This is a genomic window from Pseudomonas phenolilytica (assembly GCF_021432765.1).
Lineage (GTDB): Bacteria > Pseudomonadota > Gammaproteobacteria > Pseudomonadales > Pseudomonadaceae > Stutzerimonas > Stutzerimonas phenolilytica.
In genome coordinates this window covers 3,666,707-3,685,698 of the sequence record NZ_CP058908.1, presented here as the reverse complement: position 1 = coordinate 3,685,698, position 18,992 = coordinate 3,666,707, and the positions used below count along the sequence as shown (strand labels likewise).

General features: G+C 65.7%; 22 protein-coding genes. 21 read left to right on the top strand and 1 reads right to left on the bottom strand.

The window, feature by feature from the left end; all coding sequences use genetic code 11:
* Positions 1 to 194: 194 nt before the first annotated feature.
* Positions 195 to 1,865, top strand: a complete 1,671-nt coding sequence (locus tag HU825_RS17510) for a DEAD/DEAH box helicase (RefSeq protein WP_043297276.1) — start codon at positions 195 to 197, stop codon at positions 1,863 to 1,865.
* A 110-nt stretch (positions 1,866 to 1,975) separates the two neighbouring features.
* Here HU825_RS17510 and xseA read toward each other — a convergent pair whose 3' ends face one another.
* Positions 1,976 to 3,352, bottom strand: coding sequence for an exodeoxyribonuclease VII large subunit (xseA, locus tag HU825_RS17505; RefSeq protein ID WP_054093319.1), 1,377 nt, complete (start codon positions 3,350 to 3,352; stop codon positions 1,976 to 1,978).
* Between the two features lie 117 nt (positions 3,353 to 3,469).
* Here xseA and HU825_RS17500 point away from each other — a divergent pair, with 117 nt between their 5' ends.
* The 20 genes from HU825_RS17500 to HU825_RS17405 all read left to right on the top strand — a co-directional run bounded on the left by HU825_RS17500 (position 3,470) and on the right by HU825_RS17405 (position 18,968).
* Positions 3,470 to 4,021, top strand: coding sequence for a sugar ABC transporter ATPase (locus tag HU825_RS17500; RefSeq protein ID WP_234302566.1), 552 nt, complete (start codon positions 3,470 to 3,472; stop codon positions 4,019 to 4,021).
* Positions 4,022 to 4,147: 126 nt separating this feature from the next.
* Complete coding sequence (gene guaB / locus HU825_RS17495) at positions 4,148 to 5,617, top strand: IMP dehydrogenase (RefSeq protein ID WP_043297273.1); 1,470 nt, start codon at positions 4,148 to 4,150, stop codon at positions 5,615 to 5,617.
* Between the two features lie 94 nt (positions 5,618 to 5,711).
* Positions 5,712 to 7,292: a glutamine-hydrolyzing GMP synthase gene (gene guaA, locus HU825_RS17490; protein ID WP_167137026.1), complete on the top strand. Its 1,581-nt coding sequence runs from the start codon at positions 5,712 to 5,714 to the stop codon at positions 7,290 to 7,292.
* 216 nt (positions 7,293 to 7,508) lie between these two features.
* Entirely contained in the window at positions 7,509 to 8,777 is a 1,269-nt protein-coding gene (locus HU825_RS17485; protein ID WP_102893955.1) for a tyrosine-type recombinase/integrase, read from the top strand.
* The gene (locus HU825_RS17480) at positions 8,777 to 9,175 is read left to right on the top strand and encodes a hypothetical protein (RefSeq protein WP_102893956.1); all 399 of its coding nucleotides are present in this window, start codon (positions 8,777 to 8,779) and stop codon (positions 9,173 to 9,175) included. The genes HU825_RS17485 and HU825_RS17480 overlap by 1 nt, the downstream gene beginning before the upstream one ends.
* Positions 9,176 to 9,303: 128 nt before the next feature.
* Positions 9,304 to 9,567 (top strand): helix-turn-helix transcriptional regulator, encoded by a 264-nt coding sequence (locus HU825_RS17475; protein ID WP_102893957.1) that lies wholly within the window; start codon positions 9,304 to 9,306, stop codon positions 9,565 to 9,567.
* Positions 9,564 to 9,743 (top strand): hypothetical protein, encoded by a 180-nt coding sequence (locus HU825_RS17470; protein ID WP_102893958.1) that lies wholly within the window; start codon positions 9,564 to 9,566, stop codon positions 9,741 to 9,743. The genes HU825_RS17475 and HU825_RS17470 overlap by 4 nt, the downstream gene beginning before the upstream one ends.
* Before the next feature lie 288 nt (positions 9,744 to 10,031).
* Positions 10,032 to 10,241, top strand: coding sequence for a hypothetical protein (locus HU825_RS17465; protein ID WP_102893959.1), 210 nt, complete (start codon positions 10,032 to 10,034; stop codon positions 10,239 to 10,241).
* The gene (locus HU825_RS17460; protein WP_234302565.1) at positions 10,238 to 12,961 is read left to right on the top strand and encodes a primase-helicase family protein; all 2,724 of its coding nucleotides are present in this window, start codon (positions 10,238 to 10,240) and stop codon (positions 12,959 to 12,961) included. Before HU825_RS17465 ends, HU825_RS17460 begins: the two co-directional genes overlap by 4 nt.
* A 662-nt stretch (positions 12,962 to 13,623) precedes the next feature.
* Positions 13,624 to 13,821, top strand: coding sequence for a helix-turn-helix transcriptional regulator (locus HU825_RS17455; RefSeq protein ID WP_102893961.1), 198 nt, complete (start codon positions 13,624 to 13,626; stop codon positions 13,819 to 13,821).
* 25 nt (positions 13,822 to 13,846) lie between these two features.
* Entirely contained in the window at positions 13,847 to 14,509 is a 663-nt protein-coding gene (locus tag HU825_RS17450) for a hypothetical protein (RefSeq protein WP_102893962.1), read from the top strand.
* Positions 14,510 to 14,513: 4 nt separating this feature from the next.
* Entirely contained in the window at positions 14,514 to 14,900 is a 387-nt protein-coding gene (locus HU825_RS17445) for a hypothetical protein (RefSeq protein ID WP_102893963.1), read from the top strand.
* Between the two features lie 2 nt (positions 14,901 to 14,902).
* Complete coding sequence (locus HU825_RS17440; RefSeq protein ID WP_180984400.1) at positions 14,903 to 15,040, top strand: hypothetical protein; 138 nt, start codon at positions 14,903 to 14,905, stop codon at positions 15,038 to 15,040.
* Between the two features lie 3 nt (positions 15,041 to 15,043).
* Positions 15,044 to 15,694, top strand: a complete 651-nt coding sequence (locus HU825_RS17435; RefSeq protein ID WP_102893964.1) for a hypothetical protein — start codon at positions 15,044 to 15,046, stop codon at positions 15,692 to 15,694.
* A 67-nt stretch (positions 15,695 to 15,761) separates the two neighbouring features.
* Positions 15,762 to 15,959 (top strand): hypothetical protein, encoded by a 198-nt coding sequence (locus HU825_RS17430; protein ID WP_102893965.1) that lies wholly within the window; start codon positions 15,762 to 15,764, stop codon positions 15,957 to 15,959.
* On the top strand, positions 15,956 to 16,126 hold the full coding sequence (locus HU825_RS17425) for a hypothetical protein (protein ID WP_180984401.1): 171 nt from the start codon (positions 15,956 to 15,958) through the stop codon (positions 16,124 to 16,126). The genes HU825_RS17430 and HU825_RS17425 overlap by 4 nt, the downstream gene beginning before the upstream one ends.
* 9 nt (positions 16,127 to 16,135) lie before the next feature.
* The gene (locus HU825_RS17420; RefSeq protein ID WP_102893966.1) at positions 16,136 to 16,381 is read left to right on the top strand and encodes a hypothetical protein; all 246 of its coding nucleotides are present in this window, start codon (positions 16,136 to 16,138) and stop codon (positions 16,379 to 16,381) included.
* A complete protein-coding gene (locus tag HU825_RS17415; RefSeq protein ID WP_146032306.1) occupies positions 16,365 to 16,670 on the top strand; it encodes a hypothetical protein in 306 nt (101 codons plus the stop codon). Before HU825_RS17420 ends, HU825_RS17415 begins: the two co-directional genes overlap by 17 nt.
* Positions 16,660 to 17,148: a hypothetical protein gene (locus tag HU825_RS17410; protein WP_146032307.1), complete on the top strand. Its 489-nt coding sequence runs from the start codon at positions 16,660 to 16,662 to the stop codon at positions 17,146 to 17,148. The genes HU825_RS17415 and HU825_RS17410 overlap by 11 nt, the downstream gene beginning before the upstream one ends.
* The gene (locus HU825_RS17405; protein ID WP_180984402.1) at positions 17,145 to 18,968 is read left to right on the top strand and encodes a terminase; all 1,824 of its coding nucleotides are present in this window, start codon (positions 17,145 to 17,147) and stop codon (positions 18,966 to 18,968) included. The genes HU825_RS17410 and HU825_RS17405 overlap by 4 nt, the downstream gene beginning before the upstream one ends.
* The last annotated feature ends 24 nt before the right edge of the window (positions 18,969 to 18,992 follow it).

Here is an 18,992-nt window from a genome sequence, read left to right as displayed (position 1 = left end):
AGCCTGCGTTCAGGTACCGCAACACACGAAGCGCTGCTTCGGCTGCTGTCCGCTTCGAGCGGACTATCCTTGACGATTCATCATTCATACGTTTTCGCAACCCCGCCGACCAGGCTGCCAGGGTGACCTTCGGGTTTTGCACGGCATGCGCAGCTTCGGAACATGGGTCTTGCGGAGCATCAGAGACAAGACCCATGACCCAGGAAATCGGCGGCTTTGCCGCACTCGGTATTCATTCCGCTGTTCTGGCTGCCATCAGCGCAGTCGGCTACGAAGAACCTTCCCCCATTCAGGCCCAGGCGATCCCGGTGATCCTCGGTGGCCACGACATGATCGGCCAGGCGCAGACCGGCACCGGCAAGACCGCGGCCTTTGCGCTGCCGATCCTGTCGAAGATCGATCCGGCCAAGCGCGAGCCGCAGGCGCTGATCCTCGCGCCGACCCGCGAACTGGCGCTGCAGGTCGCCACCGCGTTCGAGACCTATTCCAAGCAGATGCCCGGTGTTGGCGTCGTCGCCGTCTACGGTGGTGCCCCGATGGGCCCGCAGCTCAAGGCCATCCGCCAGGGCGCGCAGGTCATCGTCGCCACTCCAGGCCGCCTGGTCGACCACCTGAGCCGTAACAGCGAGCTGCTGTCGACCATCCGCTTCCTGGTCCTCGACGAAGCCGACGAGATGCTCAAGCTCGGCTTCATGGACGATCTGGAAGTGATCTTCGAAGCCATGCCGGAAAGCCGCCAGAGCGTGCTGTTCTCCGCCACGCTGCCGCATTCCATCCGCGCCATCGCCGAGAAGCACCTGCGCGAGCCGCAGCACATCAAGATCGCCGCCAAGACCCAGACCGTCGCCCGCATCGAGCAGGCGCACCTGATGGTCCACGCCGACCAGAAGATCCAGGCCGTGCTGCGCCTGCTGGAAGTCGAGGATTTCGACGCGCTGATCGCTTTCGTGCGCACCAAGCAGGCCACTCTGGATCTGGCCGCCGCGCTGGAAGCCAAGGGCTACAAGGCCGCCGCGCTGAATGGGGACATCGCCCAGAACCAGCGTGAGCGCGTTATCGAATCGCTCAAGGATGGCCGTCTGGACATCGTCGTGGCTACCGACGTCGCCGCCCGTGGCCTGGATGTGGCGCGCATCACCCATGTGTTCAACGTGGACATGCCCTACGATCCGGAATCCTACGTGCACCGCATCGGTCGTACCGGCCGTGCCGGTCGCGAAGGCCGCGCGCTGCTGCTGGTCACTCCGCGTGAGCGCCGCATGCTGCAGGTTATCGAGCGCGTAACCAACCAGAAGGTCGCCGAGGCTCGTCTGCCCAACGCCCAGCAGGTGTTGGACGCGCGCATCAAGAAGCTCACCAACAGCCTCGCGCCGCTGGTCGCCGATGCAGAAGCCACGCATGGCGAACTGCTCGACAAGCTGGTCGCCGATATAGGCTGCAGCCCGCGTGCCCTCGCCGCTGCGCTGCTGCGCAAGGCCACCAATGGCCAGGCGCTGACGCTGGCCGAAGTGGAAAAAGAGCAGCCGCTGGTGCCGGGTAGTGGCCCGCGTGAGCGTTCCGAGCGCCCCGACCGTCCTGAGCGTAGTGGTGATCGCGAGCGTCGCGCGCCAATGCCGCTGGCCGAAGGCCGCGCGCGTTGCCGCACGCCGCTGGGTGCGCGTGACGGCATCGCTGCGCGCAACCTGCTCGGTGCGATCCTCAACGAGGGCGGCCTGGCCCGCGAAGCCATCGGTCGCATCCAGGTGCGCGACAGCTTCAGCCTGGTCGAACTGCCGGAAGAAGGTCTCGAGCGCCTGCTCGGCAAGCTCAAGGACACCCGCGTGGGTGGCAAGCAGCTCAAGCTGCGTCGCTATCGCGAAGACTGAGCAGCAGAAAAGCGCACAGGGGCATAAACCGCCCCGAAGCTTCGATCAGAGCCAGCCGCAAGGCTGGCTTTTTCGTTTCAGGCGGCGCGGGCTTGGGTCGGCTGGCGCGTTCAGAGCAGCGGCAGCGTCACCGGTTCCAGATGGTTGTCTTCCACGCGTACCGCCAGTTCGCCTTCGCCCAGTTTCGCCTTCAGGCGCTGGCCGGCGTGGGTCTGGCTGGCGCTGCGAATCGCCTGACCGCGCTCGTCGAGCAGGATGCTGTAGCCGCGGCCGAGGGTGGCCAGCGGGCTGACGATCTGCAGTGTCTGCGCCAAGCCCTGCAGCTGCTGGCGCCGGGCCTTCATGCCCGACTGCATGGCGCGCGGCAGGCGGTCGGAGAGGTGTTCGAGACGCTGGCGCAGCAGGTGCAGCGTGCGCCCGGGATGCTGCGCGGCGAGGCGGGTTTCCAGGCGCGCCAGGCGCTCCTGACCGCCGCACAGGCGACGGTCGACGGCGCGCAGCAGGCGTTGTTCGAGGTCGTCGATGCGCTGGGCCTGCTGCTGCAGGCGTTCGCCCGGATGGCGCAGGCGCCGAGTCAGACTCTCCAGGCGCATGGCGTCACGGTGCAGGCGGTCGCGCATGCGCAGCAGCAGTCGCTGATGCAGACCGCTCAGGCGCTGCTGTAGGTCGGCGCTGCTCGGCGCCAGCAGCTCGGCCGCTGCCGAAGGCGTGGGGGCGCGTACGTCAGCGACGAAGTCGGCGATCGATACGTCGGTTTCATGTCCCACGGCGCTGACGATTGGCGTAACGCAGGCGTCCACCGCGCGCGCCACGGCTTCTTCGTTGAAGCACCAGAGGTCTTCCAGCGAGCCGCCGCCACGCGCCAGGATCAGCGCGTCGAAACCTTGCGCATCGGCCAGTTGCAGCGCCCGAACGATCTGTCCGGTGGCTTCGCGGCCCTGCACGGCGGTCGGAATCAGCGTCAGTTCGACCTGCGGTGCGCGGCGTTTGAACACCGAGATGATGTCGCGGATCACCGCGCCGGTCGGCGAGCTGACGATGCCGATGCGCCGCGGATGGGCGGGCAGGGCGGCCTTGCGCTCGGTAGCGAACAAGCCTTCGCCGGCGAGCTTTTCCTTCAGTGCCTCGAAGGCCAGACGCAGTGCGCCATCGCCGGCCGGCTCCAGCGTGTCGAGAATCAGCTGATAGTCGCCGCGCCCTTCGAACAGCGACACCTTGCCTCGCACGCGCACCGCCAGGCCGTCACGCAAGGCCTGGCGCACCCGCGCGGCGTTCTGGCGGAACAGCGCGCAACGCACCTGGGCGTTCTTGTCCTTGAGGGTGAAATAGATGTGGCCGGAAGCCGGGCGGGCGAGGTTGGATATCTCGCCTTCGACCCAGACCTGGGCGAACACGTCCTCCAGCAGCAGCCGGGCTCGGCCGTTGAGCTGGCTGACGGTGAGGACTTCGCGATCGAGATTGAGGCGTTCGAAGGGATCTTTGAGCATGGCGGTGATGATACGGGAAAACGCCCGGAGCAGCCGCCCTGCGACCGGCTGCGATTGACCTGAGCGATCCGCGCATTAAGCTGCCCGGCCGCCCATCGCCTTCTGACCGAGCCTTCCATGAGTCATAGCCAAGCCATCGTCGTGCCGCGCATTTCCAGCTTTCCCGCGCATGAGGGCCGTGCGCGGATGATCCTGCGCTGGTTGGCCGAGCGGCGCATCGTCGAGGCGCTGCCGACCACCTGCGGTCGCGGTGCCCGTGGGATGGCCTATGCGATCGCGCCGGGCGCACGCCGCGTCGTGCGGTACCCGGAGCGGCTGCCGTTCGGTGAGGCCGTCAATGGCCTGGAGGTGGTGACCAAGCGCTGTATCTACACGCCGACCCGCGATTTCGCCGAGGAAGCCGGCTGCCCGGAATGCCGTCGGGAGATCGGCGAGGCGCTGTTCGAGAGTCTGGATGAGTGGATGCCCGGGCAGACCGACAATTTCACCTGTCCCGAATGTGGCTTCGAGGACGACATCAACGGTTTCCTGTTCATTCCGGCGTGTGCGTTCTCCAACCTGGGATTCATCTTCAACGGCTGGGGCGAGGCAGGGTTTCGTCAGGAATTCCTCGAAGAGTTCGGCGAGCGGCTAGGGTTCAAGGTAGCGCTGGTCATCGATCAGGTGTGACCGTTCGGTCACTTCGTCGATGCGGCGCGCCGGAACGTGCGCAGCAGACCGCACAACCACGTTGAGCGCGAGAGGGTGCGTGGGTATAATGCCGCGCTTCCTTTTTCCCGCCTGGGAGCCCCCGCCATGCTGCGTATCAGCCAAGAAGCCCTGACTTTCGATGATGTTCTCCTGATCCCGGGATATTCCGAGGTTCTGCCGAAGGATGTCAGCCTGAAGACCCGTCTGACCCGCGAAATCGAGCTGAACATTCCGCTGGTTTCCGCAGCGATGGATACCGTCACCGAGGCCCGCCTGGCCATCGCGATGGCGCAGGAAGGCGGCATCGGCATCATCCACAAGAACATGAGCATCGAGCAGCAGGCTGCCGAGGTGCGCAAGGTCAAGCGCCACGAGACGGCCATCGTGCATGACCCGGTCACCGTGACGCCGGAAACCAAGATCAGCGAGCTGCAACGCAAGGCGCATGAGCTGGGCTTCTCCGGTTTCCCAGTGGTGTCGGGTAAGGAGCTGGTAGGCATCGTCACCGGGCGCGACCTGCGCTTCACGCCGAACGCCGGTGATTCCGTCGCGGCGATCATGACTCCCAAGGACAAGCTGGTCACCGTGCTCGAAGGCACCGGTCTGGAAGTGATCAAGACCAAGCTCTACGAGCACCGCATCGAGAAGATGCTGGTGGTCGACGGCAACTTCAATCTGCGTGGCCTGGTGACCTTCCGTGACATCGAGAAGGCCAAGACCTATCCGCTGGCGTCCAAGGACGGCCAGGGCCGTCTGCGCGTTGGCGCAGCGGTCGGCACCGGCGCCGACACTGCCGAGCGCGTCGAAGCGCTGGCCGCCGCTGGCGTCGACGTGGTGGTGGTGGATACCGCCCACGGACACTCCAAGGGCGTGCTCGATCGCGTGCGTTGGGTGAAGGACAACTTCCCGCAGGTGCAGGTGATCGGCGGCAACATCGCCACCGCCGAAGCGGCTCTGGACCTGGTCAAGGCTGGTGCGGACGCGGTCAAGGTCGGTATCGGCCCGGGCTCGATCTGCACCACGCGCATCGTCGCCGGCGTCGGCGTGCCGCAGATTTCCGCCATCGCCAATGTCTCCGCCGCGCTGGAAGGCACCGGCGTGCCGATGATCGCCGACGGCGGCATCCGTTTCTCCGGTGACCTGTCCAAGGCCATCGTTGCCGGCGCCAACGCGGTGATGATGGGCTCGATGTTTGCCGGTACCGAAGAGGCGCCGGGCGAGGTCGAGCTGTTCCAGGGTCGCTCCTACAAGGCCTACCGCGGCATGGGCTCGCTGGGCGCCATGGCGCAGGCGCAGGGTTCCTCGGATCGTTACTTCCAGGACTCCTCCGCCGGGGCCGAAAAGCTCGTGCCCGAAGGCATCGAAGGCCGTGTGCCGTACAAGGGTGCTCTGGCTGCGATCATCCATCAGCTGATGGGTGGCCTGCGCGCCTCCATGGGCTACACCGGCAGCGCCACCATCGACGACATGCGCAGCAAGCCGCAGTTCGTCCGCATCACCGGTGCCGGCATGGCCGAGTCGCACGTGCATGATGTGCAGATCACCAAGGAAGCGCCGAACTACCGCGTCGGTTAATCGAACTCTTCGCTGGAGGCTGGCGGCTGCAGGTTGAACGGATTGCGTTCGGCCTGCGGCCTTCAGCCTTCAGCCATTTCTCCAGGTGAAGAAAATGGCTCAACCTGATATCCACGCCCACCGCATTCTCATCCTCGACTTCGGCTCCCAGTACACCCAGCTGATCGCCCGCCGCGTGCGCGAGATCGGCGTCTACTGCGAACTGCACCCGTGGGACATGAGCGAAGACGACATCCGCGCCTTCGCGCCGCGCGGCATCATCCTCGCCGGTGGCCCTGAGTCGGTTCATGAAGAAGGCAGCCCCCGCGCGCCGCAAGCGGTGTTCGATCTCGGCGTACCGCTGTTCGGCATCTGCTACGGCATGCAGACCATGTCCGAGCAGCTGGGCGGCAAGGTGCAGGGCTCGGATGTGCGCGAGTTTGGCTACGCGCGTGTCGATCTGGTCGGCAAGTCGCAGCTGTTCGACGGCATCGAAGACCACATGGATGACGATGGCGTGTTCGGCCTCGACGTGTGGATGAGCCACGGTGACAAGGTCACCGAGATTCCGGCCGGTTTCCATATCATCGCCAGCACGCCGAGCTGCCCGATCGCTGCCATCGGTGACGAAATCCGCCACTACTACGGCGTGCAGTTCCATCCGGAAGTGACCCACACCCGCCAGGGCGGTCGCATCCTGTCGCGCTTCATCCTGGAAATCTGCGGCTGCGAAGCGCTGTGGACGCCGTCCAACATCGTCGAGGACGCCATCGCCCAGGTGCGTGCCCAGGTCGGCAATGCCAACGTGCTGCTGGGCCTGTCCGGTGGCGTCGATTCCTCGGTGGTCGCCGCGCTGCTGCATCGGGCCATCGGCGACCAGCTGACCTGCGTGTTCGTCGACAACGGCCTGCTGCGCCTGCACGAGGGCGATCAGGTGATGGCCATGTTCGCCGAGAACATGGGCGTCAAGGTGATCCGTGCCGATGCCGAAGCGCAGTTCCTGGCCAACCTCGAAGGCGAGGCGGACCCGGAGAAGAAGCGCAAGATCATCGGCCGCACCTTCATTGACGTGTTCGATGCCGAGGCCAGCAAGCTGGACAACATCCAGTTCCTCGCCCAGGGTACCATCTACCCGGACGTGATCGAGTCGGCCGGCGCCAAGAGTGGCAAGGCCCATGTGATCAAGTCGCACCACAACGTCGGCGGTCTGCCGGAAGAGATGAACCTCAAGCTGGTCGAGCCGCTGCGCGAGCTGTTCAAGGACGAGGTGCGCAAGATCGGCCTCGAACTCGGCCTGCCGTACGATATGGTCTACCGTCACCCCTTCCCGGGCCCGGGCCTGGGTGTGCGCATTCTCGGCGAGGTGAAGAAGGAATACGCCGACCTGCTGCGTCGCGCCGACCACATCTTCATCGAGGAGCTGCGCAACTTCGACTGGTACCACAAGACCAGCCAGGCCTTCGTGGTGTTCCAACCAGTGAAATCGGTCGGCGTGGTCGGCGACGGTCGCCGCTATGCCTGGGTCGTCGCGCTGCGCGCCGTGGAAACCATCGACTTCATGACCGCACGCTGGGCGCACCTGCCTTACGAGCTGCTGGAGAAGGTCTCCAACCGCATCATCAACGAGATCGAAGGCATCTCCCGTGTCACCTACGACGTGTCGAGCAAGCCACCGGCGACTATCGAGTGGGAATGATCCAGTAGCGTTTTTTACCGTTCAACGTCATTTGCAAAACCCGCCGAGGCCCCTGTAAACACAGGGGCCTTTGTGTTTCTGCCGTTCACTAACTATCATCGGGAAACACTTGCTGGCGACGGTCGATCTGGCGGCGGTTTCTGCCGACACCTCACCGACCGGATTTTTACCGCCAGCCCCCAGTGACGGTAAACGGTGACGGTAGAGGGCGCGAACGTGCTGACGGATACGAAACTCAAGAGCCTTAAGGGCCGGGAGAAGGCTTACAAGGTGGCGGACCGCGAAGGGCTTTACGTGGTCGTGTCGCCCAAGGGCACCGTGACCTTCCGGTACGACTACCGGATCGCCGGACGGCGCGAGACGCTGACCATTGGGCGCTACGGGGCGGACGCTATGTCGCTCGCCGAGGCGCGCGAGGAGCTGACCCTGGCGCGCAAGCTGGTGCATGACGGTATTTCTCCAGCCCAGCAGAAGGCCGAGGGGAAGAAGGCCACCAGCGATATCGACACGTTCGAGGCGCATGCCGGTATCTGGCTGCGCGACGCCGACCTGGCCGAGAGCACCGCAGCTATGCGCAAGAGCATCCTCGACCGGGACGTGCTGGCCGAGCTGGGCAAGCGCCGAATGGACGAGATCAAGCCGTCGCACGTCATCGCCCTGTGCGACAAGATCAAGGGGCGAGGGGCGCCGGCCACGGCGGTGCACGCCCGCGAAATCATCCAGCAGATTTACCGTCACGCCAGCGGGCGCGGCCTGGACCTAGAGAACCCCGCCGAGGCGGTCAAGTCGTCCAGCATCGCCACCTTCAAGCCGCGCGAGCGTGCACTGGCGCCGGACGAGATCCGCCGCTTCTTGGTGGCGCTGGATGGCTTGGGCGGCACTATGCCCATGTTCAAGCTGGCGCTGCGCGCGATCCTGCTGACGATGTGCCGCAAGGGCGAGATCATCCATGCGAAGTGGAACGAGGTCGACTTCGCCGGCGCGGTTTGGACCATCCCAGCGGCGCGGATGAAGGCCGGCAGGGCGCACCGCATCTACCTGAGCCGGCAGATGATCGACCTTCTGGTCGCGCTCAAGGCGTGGGCAGGGAGCAGCCCCTACGTGCTGCCCGGTCGGTATGAGACGGACCAGCCGATCAGCGACGCCACGCTGAACCGAGTCATTACCCTGACCCTCAAGAAGCTGGAGAAGGACGGCGACCCGATGCCGCCGTTTACCGTCCACGACCTGCGGCGCACCGGCTCGACGCTGCTGCACGAGGCGGGCTTCAATTCCGACTGGATCGAGAAGTGCCTGGCGCACGAGCAGAAGTCTGTGCGGGCGATCTACAACAAGGCGCAGTTCGCCGGCCAGCGCCGCGTCATGCTGCAAGCCTGGGCCGATATGGTCGACGCGTGGGTGCGCGGCGAGAGCGCGAAGACGATCATCAGCGAGGCCCGAATCGCGGCGATGGAAGCCGCCGACGGTATCGACGGGGATCTGTGATGCGCTCGCCCGCCGAGCTGCTACGCGAGGCCATGCGAGGCGACGCCACGGCTGCGGCCGAGCTGTGGCAAGCCATCGCCGAGGGCAGGGCGGACGACGCGACGACGCTCGCCTGGGCGCGTGAAGTGGCCGTGCAGGTTGTGGCTAAGGTGCTGCCGTCGGACCTTCCGGCGAATCGGCGCGCGGAAAAGGCCCGCATGGCGCTGGGCCTCGAAGGCCGGATCGACACCAACCGGGAGCTGGCCGATTGGGTGGAGTTTGCCGGCGACGGCGCAACAGCCTCGGAGCTGGCCGAGATCGCCGACTTGGTGGTGGACGTCGGCAAGGCTAAGCCGCACCAGCTCAAGCGAAAGATCGAGCACATTCGCCAGAAGCGAAGGAAGCAACCGAAGGAGTAGGCCCGCCGCGTACGGGCCTTTTTCTTGCCCCCTGCAGAACGCGCAACAAATCACACGGACGACTTTGTATCGCCCTGTGCCTAACTATCCGTGTCGTTCCATTCCTATCCGCACCGGAGAACGACACGATGCAACCAATCAAGCGAACGATCCGCCGCCCGGAAGTCCTGGCGAAAACCGGCCTTTCGGCCACCACCATCTACAACCTGGAGAAGCGCGGCGAGTTCCCCCAGCACTTCATGCTGACGCCGCGCTGCGCCGTCTGGTTCGAAGCAGAGGTCGACGCTTGGCTCGACGAGCGTATGGCTGCGCCGGCCAAGTCCACCCCGGCGCCGGACGTGGCGCTGCGCAAGTCCAGCCGTGGGCGTGTGGCCCTGGAGGTGCGGGCATGAACCTGCAAGCAATGGACGCCCTCGTAGCCCGCTTGCTTCAAGCGCAGGCCGTCCTCAGCGCGTGCCGGGCGGCCGAGGGCACCCTGGCCCAATACGAAGTGCTTAACGCGATGTGGGCTGCCCAGGATCTGCTGCAACAGGCCCTAGAATCCGCCGGCAAGCTGCAGAACAAATAGTCCAGCCGATCCACCCTGAAGGCCCGCCATCGCGCGGGCCTTTTCGTTGATCCGTACAACCGGCTAGATGTTTGACGTTGCTTTTGGCGGTTGGTTAAATGGCCCCAGCAGAAAGCCGGCCGGGTGGCTCAAGTCCCGGATCGCCACCAGTTGCGCCGCCGTGATCGCCATCCGACGGGAGGCTGGCCGGCGCAGCGAATACCGGGTGCATCCGGCAGATGGCGCAGTGAGAAGTCACTGCGCCTTTTTCATTTCTGCGCGCAGTGACTTCGGACCCGAGGTCACACAATGGAAATCGAGCACATCACCAGCGGCATCGAAGAATACCGCCTGACCTGCGCGGAGTTCGCCGCGCTGAACCGCGTCAAGCCCGAAACCGTCCGCGAGCGCATTTGCCGGACCGGCTCATATCACGGCGTTCGCCCCCGCAAACTCGCCAGCCGCCGCCTGCTGTTCCCTGCCGTGCAGGTTGCTCTGGTGCAAGGGGGTGAGGAATGAGCGCCGGAAATGAAAACGCCCAACGTGTGACCAGCACGTCGGGCGTCGATACAGCAGAGCAGCTTGGTGAGAGAACAAGCGTCGACAGTATGGCGGCTGTACAAGAAATGAGCAACCGCCCAGCTGCGAGCACGTCCGACACCCTTGCGGTTCTTCGTCATTCCAACCTGCACCTGGCGAAAACCTGGCTGGCCGACGGCGAGATCAGCGCCTACGGCGACGGAAAGCAGTTCAGCCTGGAGCCGGTCGAGGTGGGCGACATTTTCGGGCTGTCTGAATTGCTGCAGCGCCTGGAGCGCGACAAGCATGCGTGCGTCATACGCGGGCGCTACGTAGGCGACGAGCTGGCGAAGGAACGCACCGCGCCGGAGGACTACAGGCGCGGCAAGGTGCTGCGACGGAAAACGCATTTCGACGACCAGCCGCTGCACTCGGTGCTGATCGAGGTAGACGACTTCGAGCCGACCACCGCCGATCCGATCCTCGAGCCGGCGCTGGCGGTCGAGGAGTTCATCCAGAGCAGCCTGCCCGACCCGTTCCTTTGCGCCAGCTACCACTGGCAGCTATCGAACAGCGCTGGCTGGCGCAAGAATGTCGGCAAGCTCAAGGTACATATTTGGTTCTGGCTGTCGGAGCCGCGCACGTCTGCCGAGCTGAAAGAGTGGGCCGGGGCTGTCGGTCTTCCCGCTGACACGTCGGTATTCGACTCAATCCAAGTCCACTACACCAGCGCCCCCGTGTTCCAAGTCGGCGTCTCCGACCCGGTGCCCGTGCGCAGCGGCTTCGTGCATGGCCTGTGCAGCGACTCGGTAGAGCTGGACATTGAGCCGGCGATCCTCGCGGCGGCTGCTGAGCGTGCGCAACGCAAGCGGCGCAACCCGCTGGAGCGTACCGGCGAGCACGACGACCTGGCCGAGTACCTGCTGGGGAAGTGGGAGGTGCGCGGCGAAACCCCGGACGGTACCGGACTGCACATCCGCTGCCCCTTCGACGCTGAGCACACCAGCGACACGGGGCCTTCCTCAACGACCTACTTCCTGAAAGGCACGGGCAGCTTCGAGCGCGGGCATTTCGTCTGCAAGCACGACCACTGCGCGGGGCGCACCGACGGCGACTTCCTGCATGCGATCGGCTACCTGGGCGACGACTTCGACGATCTGCCCGAGCCGAGCGAGGAGGAGAAGGCCGAGCAGGAGGCAATCCGCCAGCGCAATGCGGAGCGCGCCGAGCGCATCGCAGAGGCTGCTGTCGAGCGTGCCCGATTCGAGGGTGGCCGTGACGCCCTGGAAGCCGAACGGCGGGAGTACCAGAAGCGGGAGAACGAGAAGATCGGCGAGGGCGAGCACAAGATCCCCGTGGCCGAGCTGGTCACGCTGGAGGCGGCGATCAACCGCTTCGTGTTCCTGGCCGATGGCTCGCGCGTGGCCGACGTGTTCAACCCGCACTATGACCTGGCCTTCGCCGACTGGGCCGCAGCGCATGCCGCATCGGTCGAGACTTTCCCGCAGCCCGACAAGGAACTGGCCAACGGCAAGACCAAGAAAATGCCCGACAAGATTGTCGCGGTGAGCGAGTTGTGGCGCGCATCACCCCGGCGCAAGACCGCCGTGTGCCGGACGTTCAAGGCTGGCGGTGCGCTGGTGCTGCCCGACCCGGAGGGGCGCATGGCGCTCAACACTTGGCGCCCGTTCGACCGTAGCCTGGCAGTGGATGACCTGCAGGTGGCTGGCGTGGACCTGTTCGTCGAGCACGTCAACTTCCTGTTCGGCGCCGATGCTGACCGCTTCCTCGACTGGCTTGCCCACATCGAGCAGCGCCCAGGCGAGCTACCACACACCGGATGGCTGCACATCGCCAAGAACTTCGGCATGGGCCGCAACTGGCTGTCGTCGGTACTGGCTCGCGTGTGGGCCGGCGCCGTGGCCGTCAACCTGGATCTGGTCGGCATGCTGCGCACCGGTTTCAACGGGCGCCTGTCGCGCAAGGTGCTGGCGGTGGTCGACGAGATTCGCGAGGGCGGGCGGGATTCGCAGTGGGAGCACAGCGAGAAGCTGAAAAGCACCATCACTGAGGAAACCCGCGTCATCAACCCGAAGTTCGGGCGCCAGTCCGTTGAGTTCAACGCTTGCCGCTGGCTGATGTTCTCGAATCACCTGTCGGCGATCCCGCTGGAGAGTGGCGACCGGCGCGTCGAGGTCGTGGCGACCGAAGCCGCACCGAGGGGCGCGGACTACTACGCCAAGCTGTACGCCGCTTTGAAGTCGCCGCAGTTCATCGCCGCCGTGGCTGCGTTCCTTGGCAGTCGTGACCTGAGCCGCTTCAACCCCGGCGCGCACGCCGCGAACACCGAGGCGAAGAAAGCCGCGACGAAAGCCAGCCAGTCGCCGATGGCCGAGGCGTGCCAGATGCTAATTGACCACTGGCCCGCCGACGTCATCACTGCGGCGCAACTGTTCGAGGTGTTGACGGGCCAGTCGGACGGCTCGGTCTCGTCCGCGCATCGCCGGACCCTGGAGCAGTTCGGCATCGAGGCGCTACCCAAGCCGGTGAAGGTCAACGGCAAGGCCGTGCGCGTGTCGGCGGTGCGGAACAAAGGGCGGTGGAAGGCCGAGGCGGACCCGGCAGCAATCCGGGGGGAGTTGGCCAAGGTCGAGTTGGACCCCCTCGATATGCACTGCGCGCGGGACTACCTACTGGATCTGGTGGCCGACAAGGCGTAAGGGCGTCGGCAGTTTGCAGAGGGCATCGGGGCCGCCAGGGATGGCGGCCTTTTGCTGTGTGCGGATGGCGTGCGGTTACAGTGGTTACAGCGGTTACGCTGGTTTTATATCGGAGCCTGGAAAGAAATTCTCTTTTTTCTTTTAGCTGGGCTTTATGGAATCAGCGTAACCAGCGTAACCGCTGTAACCGCAACCACCGGAACAGGGCGGATTGCAGAAAATCTCAGGTTCGAGCGCCGCCAGCACCGCGCGAAAGCGAAGCGCGTCGCAACGGGCAGTCTGCACATTTCTGCGGAAAACGCAGTTGGTCAAAAAATAACCAATTGCTTCGCCGCACGCGGCTGCCGGTAGCGTGAGGATGCCGCCAGCGTAACGGCTCCCGCCAATCGCTCATTTCCTATCGCTGCCTATCCGAATCATTGCTTACCAATCATTAACCGGACTCGGTGCGCCCAGCAGCGGCGCGACATTCAGCGATCCGGCTGGATTCTTTACCGTCAAGTCCGCCGCCCCGGCGCGCCGGTAATTCACTGACCCGCCCTGGCGCATTTCTTGGTGCGCTTTTCTGGAAGCCCCGAATGGCGCGGCCTCCAGCGGTGCACGTGACTCCTTGAGCAGCCTTTAGCCTGTACGGGTGATTACTAGCACTCAGGAACTAGCGAATGGCAACCATCAAGCTCCTTACCTTCTCCGAAGCCGCCGAAGCGGTCGGACTGCACGAATCGACGGTGCGCCGGCTGGTCCAGCGCGGCGAGTTCGCGGCGCCTTTGATCCTTTCTCCGCGCCGGATCGCGTTCCGCGAGAAGGACGTCGAGGCCTGGCTTAACTCGCGCCCGGTACAGCAACCCGACAACCAGTAACCAGTCCCAGCAGAGAGCGATAGACATGACCGCACACGTTCAACAAATCAGACAACAGCAGCGCGAGCTGCTGGCCGAGCTGGACAAGCAAAGGATCGACCACGCCCAGCGCGCCCTGCAGCTCGTCGCGGACCCCACCGACCCGGATCTGATCGAGGCCGTCGAGGCATCGGTCGCCCGTATTGAGGCCCTGCAGAAGCGCCTGGCGCTGTTCGAGGCGGCTATCAGTGGCGCCCACGTGAAGGACGCCCAGGACGCCGAAGCGGCGCGTCTTAGTTTCGCAGTCGAGGCCCGCGAGCGGGCCAAAGGCTTGTGCGTCAAGCGCGAAGCGGTTGCGGGCCAAATCGACAAAACCATCGCAGTGCTGGGCAAGCAACTGGCCGAGTTCAATGACCTGTCCGCGCAGATCAGCCGCGCCGCGCACGACTGCACCAAGTCGATCACTGACAAGGATGACCGCTTCCGCCTGCAGAAGCTGCACCAGACCGCTTCGCTGGCGCGCGCGGGCATAGATCACTCTCTCGGAGTGGCCCTGGTCGCAGCGCATGTCGGCGACGCCTTGGCAGAGGGCCGACCGGACCCCTTGGGGATGTTCAAGCGCGCTGAGGCGAAACCTCTTGCTGAATGCCTGAACTATCGCCAGGACAAGCTGCTGGCACACCTTGACGCCCAACTGCGCGGAGTATGACTCGATGATCCTTGACCACGGACTGACCTTCTCCGACCGCCAGCAGCTCATTGCCAGCGGCACCAGCACCAACACCATCGAGGCGCCCCAAGCCGCACCGGCAGGCGAAAGCCTCGCGCTGCACGTTACCGTCATCGAGGAAACCGACACCGTGCTCGAAGTCGGCGACACCGCCCCGAGCCTGGCCGTGACTCTGCAGGACAGCGCCGACGGCGTGACCTTCGCCGACGTGGTGACGGTGAACAAGCCGGCAGCGCGCCGAGTGTTCGGCCTGCCGCTCGAAGGCCTCCCGATGCGCAAGTTCGCCCGCCTGAGCTACACGCTGAGCGGCGACGCCCCGACCTACACCATCACCGCCGCCCTGGTGCTGGGCGAGTCCTACGGAGCCTGACCATGACCGACCTTTACGACCTGATGATCCTGGCCGGCGCTGCGCCGTTGCACGACGCCGAGCCGACCCTGCTTTGCCCTGCACCGGAAGCCGACGCCGGCACCGAGACCGACACCGACGCCAGCGGCGAGGAGAACTGAGCCATGTACGAGAAATGGGAATCCGAGCACTCGGCAACCGAAACCCAGGTGCGCGAGGAGCTGGGCTTGCTGAACCAACCGGTGAAGGCCGAGCGCGACGACAACGACGACCCGTTCGCCAACATGTTTCCGAGCATGGCGGAGGCGAAGTCCGAGGCCAAGACCGCCCCGGCTGCGCCGCTGGTCGAGGTGCCGGCAGATATACAAGCCATGCGCGAGCAGGCACGGGCCGAAGACCCCGCGCTTCGCATGTACCCGCCTGAAAAGCAGATCACGGCCATTTCCGAGAACGCATTCGACAGCGTGCCGGACATGCCCCAGGAGCAGCGCGTCGCCGTCGCCCACGAGCTGCGCCGGATGACCGCCGACCTGGGCTTCGGCAACAACGACGTGAGCGAGCTGAACAACCGCATCCGCCAGATCGAGGCCAACCCGCTCGACGTCGGCCAGGCCCGCGCCGAGGCGTCGAAGCTGCTGGTGCGCGAGTTCGGCAAGGATGCAGATCGCGCACTCGCCGACGCTCGCAAGCTGGTGATGCGCGATCCGCGCGTGGCGCAGATCATCGAGCAGACCGGCCTGGGCGACGACCCGCAGACCATCCTCAAGTTCGCCAAGCAGGCGCGCAGCCTTCGCCAGAAGGGGAAACTGAAATGATCCCGCTGACCTTTGAGCTGCTTACCGCCGCGCTGGCCCTGCTCGCCATCGTCGAGGAGGTGCTGGCATGACCACCGACAAGACCATTGCGCTGGTCGAGCAGTGCGAGGGGCTGGCCATCAAGGCCGGCATCCTCGACGCGCACGACGTGCACGTGCGCCGAGAGGTGCGCGTGGCCCTGCTCGACGCCTTCGCGGCATCGCAGCGGGCCGCGTGCCTCGGCGACCTGCTGGACATGCGACGGATGAAGGGGGTGCAGGCATGACCCTGGCCGAGCGTTTCGAGCAACAGCAGCCGGTCGTTATCGACTGGCTGCGCCGGCAGCATTGGGGCGCCGACGCGCTCGCGCTCCAAGTGCATCACAACCCTTATCTGGTGGCGATCCTGCACGAGTACATCGAGCGGGAGCAGGCACTACAGGCCGCAGCGTGAGGTGAGCGAATGGCAAAGCGCATGGTGGCGGTGAACGAGCTGAATCTGCGCATTGGTGAGGATCACTGCAACGCGAAGCTGAGCAACCGAGACGTGGACTCGATCCGCGAACTGCACGAGGAGCACGGCGCGTCCTACGACCGGCTCTTGGACTGGTTTCCGGTGAGCAAGTCGCTGATAGCGAAGATTTGCCGGTACGAGATACGCGCGCAGACGCCAATGCGCTGGAGAGCGCCCCGTGCGCCGAGGAAATAACGGCACCGGCTACGTTCCGACCCGGCTTGTTGCGCTTGCCTGCAACGCGACGGGGCACCCCGTCGGCGCCAGCCATCCCAACGCGAAACACGACGACACCCTACCGGCCCGAGCGCGCGAGATGCGCGCCCAGGGCTTGACCTATCGAGCCATCGGCGAGGCCTTGGGCGTGAGCGAGTGGACCGCGCGGCATTGGGCCGTCGGCGACCGCCGCAACGTGCCGGCCCAGCGCACGATCATGCGTCGCGTGCCGGTGCAGCAGCATGAGGAGCAGCACATTGACCAGTGAAGTACAGCGCGCCGAGGGCGGGCTATTTATCCCAGGGCACGCGCCCCGCAGCCCCGGCAGGCCGAAGGGGCAAGGCCCCAGCGCTGCCGAGCAGGTGCGTGCGCTGATCGAGCCGCACAAGGCCGAGATCATTGCGAAGGCCGTCGAACTGGCCAAGGCCGGCGACCCGCAGTCGCTGCGCCTGTGCCTGGAGCGACTGGCACCAGCGCCACGGCCCGAGGCCGAGAAGGTAGTCGTGCCGGGGCTGGCCGATGCGCCGACCCTGCAGGCGAAGGCGACAGCCATCCTGGCCGCAGTGGCTGGGGGGCAGATCAGCGCCGAGGCCGGCGACAAGCTGCTGCGGATGCTGGACACCTACGGAAAGGCCGTGGTGCTGGACGAGCACGAGCGGCGCTTGCGCGCCATCGAGGAAGGCAAGCCCCGCCCCGGTGTGGCGGCACTGCTGGGCGACCGCTACGACGCGGAGGGCCTGGTATGAGCGTGCAAGCATTCGAGCGCCGGCTGGCGACCCTGGAGGCGGCGAAGGCATCGGCGGGCACGGGCGACCTGCGCCAGCAGATCCTGCACGCCCGTACCGTTGGCCCTGCGCCGACGCACACCCGCGACGAGCTGCAGGAACTGGCCGAGGGCGACAACGCCACCGGGCGCATTGCGCGCGGCTGGCTGCGCATTGGCTACGTGCTGCCAGGGCGCCCACGTGGGGAGCAGACGCCGGCAATCGACCCTGCCACGGCACTGCCGGCAATGGCAGGCTACCTGTACGACAAACCGCTAGAGTTTGTGCTGTTCGCCTATGACTGGACGCGCGACCGCTCGCTGGCCGTCGTTGAGCTGCCCGAACGGTGGAGGCTGATCTACGACAGCGAGCACGGGCCGGATGCGTGGGCGTGCGAGCTGCTGGAGCACTTGGGCGACTCGGTGCGCGCTCGCGGCTTCGATGGGCGCAACGCGGTGGACGCGATCCGCGAGGCCATCAGCTCCGGCCACGGTATCGGCAAGTCTGCGATTACCGCCTGGCTGGTCAACTGGATCATGTCCACCCGTCCGAACGCGCGCGGCGTGGTCACTGCCAACACCGCCCCGCAGCTCGAATCGAAGACCTGGGCGGAGATCGGCAAGTGGACGAAGCGCAGCGTGTTCTGCGCATGGTTCGACGTGACGACCGGCAAGGGGTCCATGCGGATGACGGCCAAGGGCTTCGCTGAGTCCTGGCGCTGCGATGCGCAGACGTGCCGGGAGGAGAACAGCGAGAGCTTCGCCGGCCTGCACGCCGCCGACTCGACGGCCTTCTACGTGCTCGACGAGGCGTCCGCTATCCCGGCTGCGATTTGGGAGGTTCTGGAGGGCGGTTTGACCGACGGCGAGCCGCACGTCTATGCCTTCGGCAACCCGACCCGGAACAGCGGGCGCTTCTTCGAGGCGTTCAACGGCCAGCGGCACCGCTGGCACAGCCGGCAGATCGACAGCCGCAGTTGCCAGATCACCAACAAGAACCAGATTCAGGAGTGGATCGACGACTACGGCATCGGCTCCGACTTCGTGAAGGTCCGCGTGCTCGGCCAGTTCCCGAGCGCCAGCAGCCTGCAGTTCATCGGGCGCGAGCTGGTCAACGACGCCCAGGTGCGGGAGGTCGAGATCGAGCGTTTCCAGCCCGTCATTCTCGGCGTTGACCCGGCCCGCTTCGGCGGCGACGCCTCGGTCATCTGGACCCGGCAGGGGAGGAACGCGCGGGACATTCCTCCGATCCGCCTGCAGGGTGTGGACACGATGACCCTGGCCGCGCGAGTGGCTGAGCACGCGAACTTTCTGCGCGGTGCTGGACATAGCGTCATCATCAACGTGGACGGCGGCGGCGTGGGCGGCGGAGTGATTGACCGGCTGCGGTCGGTCGGCTTCGACGTGAACGAGGTGCAGTTCGGATCGAGGGCGCTGGACCCGCGCCGCTGGGCCAACCGGCGCGCGGAGATTTGGGGCCTGATGCGCGAATGGCTGGCCGGTGGTGCGATCCCGCGCGACGAGGGACTGGCGACGGACCTGTGCGCGGTGGAATACGGCTACAACGCCGCCGACGCGATCCTGCTGGAGAAGAAGGAGTCGATGAAGGCGCGCGGCTTGGCCTCGCCCGACTCGGCGGACGCCCTGGCCGTCACCTTCGCTGTGCCGGTGGCGCTGACCGTGCCGGGGCAGGAGCATCTGGAGCGGAACGACCAGCGCCGCGAGTACAACCCGTATGCGAGCACGCCGCGCGGCGACAAGCGCCGAGGCTACGATCCACTCGGCGCCCTGGGGCGTAGGTAATTGCACCGCCATTGCGCTATAACT

Bases quoted from the DNA above. Each gene is read 5' to 3' on its own strand.
- HU825_RS17510 (WP_043297276.1), top strand. From the start codon at position 195: ATGACCCAGGAAATCGGCGGCTTTGCCGCACTCGGTATTCATTCCGCT.
- xseA (WP_054093319.1), bottom strand. From the start codon at position 3,352: ATGCTCAAAGATCCCTTCGAACGCCTCAATCTCGATCGCGAAGTCCTC.
- HU825_RS17500 (WP_234302566.1), top strand. From the start codon at position 3,470: ATGAGTCATAGCCAAGCCATCGTCGTGCCGCGCATTTCCAGCTTTCCC.
- guaB (WP_043297273.1), top strand. From the start codon at position 4,148: ATGCTGCGTATCAGCCAAGAAGCCCTGACTTTCGATGATGTTCTCCTG.
- guaA (WP_167137026.1), top strand. From the start codon at position 5,712: ATGGCTCAACCTGATATCCACGCCCACCGCATTCTCATCCTCGACTTC.
- HU825_RS17480 (WP_102893956.1), top strand. From the start codon at position 8,777: ATGCGCTCGCCCGCCGAGCTGCTACGCGAGGCCATGCGAGGCGACGCC.
- HU825_RS17475 (WP_102893957.1), top strand. From the start codon at position 9,304: ATGCAACCAATCAAGCGAACGATCCGCCGCCCGGAAGTCCTGGCGAAA.
- HU825_RS17470 (WP_102893958.1), top strand. From the start codon at position 9,564: ATGAACCTGCAAGCAATGGACGCCCTCGTAGCCCGCTTGCTTCAAGCG.
- HU825_RS17465 (WP_102893959.1), top strand. From the start codon at position 10,032: ATGGAAATCGAGCACATCACCAGCGGCATCGAAGAATACCGCCTGACC.
- HU825_RS17460 (WP_234302565.1), top strand. From the start codon at position 10,238: ATGAGCGCCGGAAATGAAAACGCCCAACGTGTGACCAGCACGTCGGGC.
- HU825_RS17455 (WP_102893961.1), top strand. From the start codon at position 13,624: ATGGCAACCATCAAGCTCCTTACCTTCTCCGAAGCCGCCGAAGCGGTC.
- HU825_RS17450 (WP_102893962.1), top strand. From the start codon at position 13,847: ATGACCGCACACGTTCAACAAATCAGACAACAGCAGCGCGAGCTGCTG.
- HU825_RS17445 (WP_102893963.1), top strand. From the start codon at position 14,514: ATGATCCTTGACCACGGACTGACCTTCTCCGACCGCCAGCAGCTCATT.
- HU825_RS17440 (WP_180984400.1), top strand. From the start codon at position 14,903: ATGACCGACCTTTACGACCTGATGATCCTGGCCGGCGCTGCGCCGTTG.
- HU825_RS17435 (WP_102893964.1), top strand. From the start codon at position 15,044: ATGTACGAGAAATGGGAATCCGAGCACTCGGCAACCGAAACCCAGGTG.
- HU825_RS17430 (WP_102893965.1), top strand. From the start codon at position 15,762: ATGACCACCGACAAGACCATTGCGCTGGTCGAGCAGTGCGAGGGGCTG.
- HU825_RS17425 (WP_180984401.1), top strand. From the start codon at position 15,956: ATGACCCTGGCCGAGCGTTTCGAGCAACAGCAGCCGGTCGTTATCGAC.
- HU825_RS17420 (WP_102893966.1), top strand. From the start codon at position 16,136: ATGGCAAAGCGCATGGTGGCGGTGAACGAGCTGAATCTGCGCATTGGT.
- HU825_RS17405 (WP_180984402.1), top strand. From the start codon at position 17,145: ATGAGCGTGCAAGCATTCGAGCGCCGGCTGGCGACCCTGGAGGCGGCG.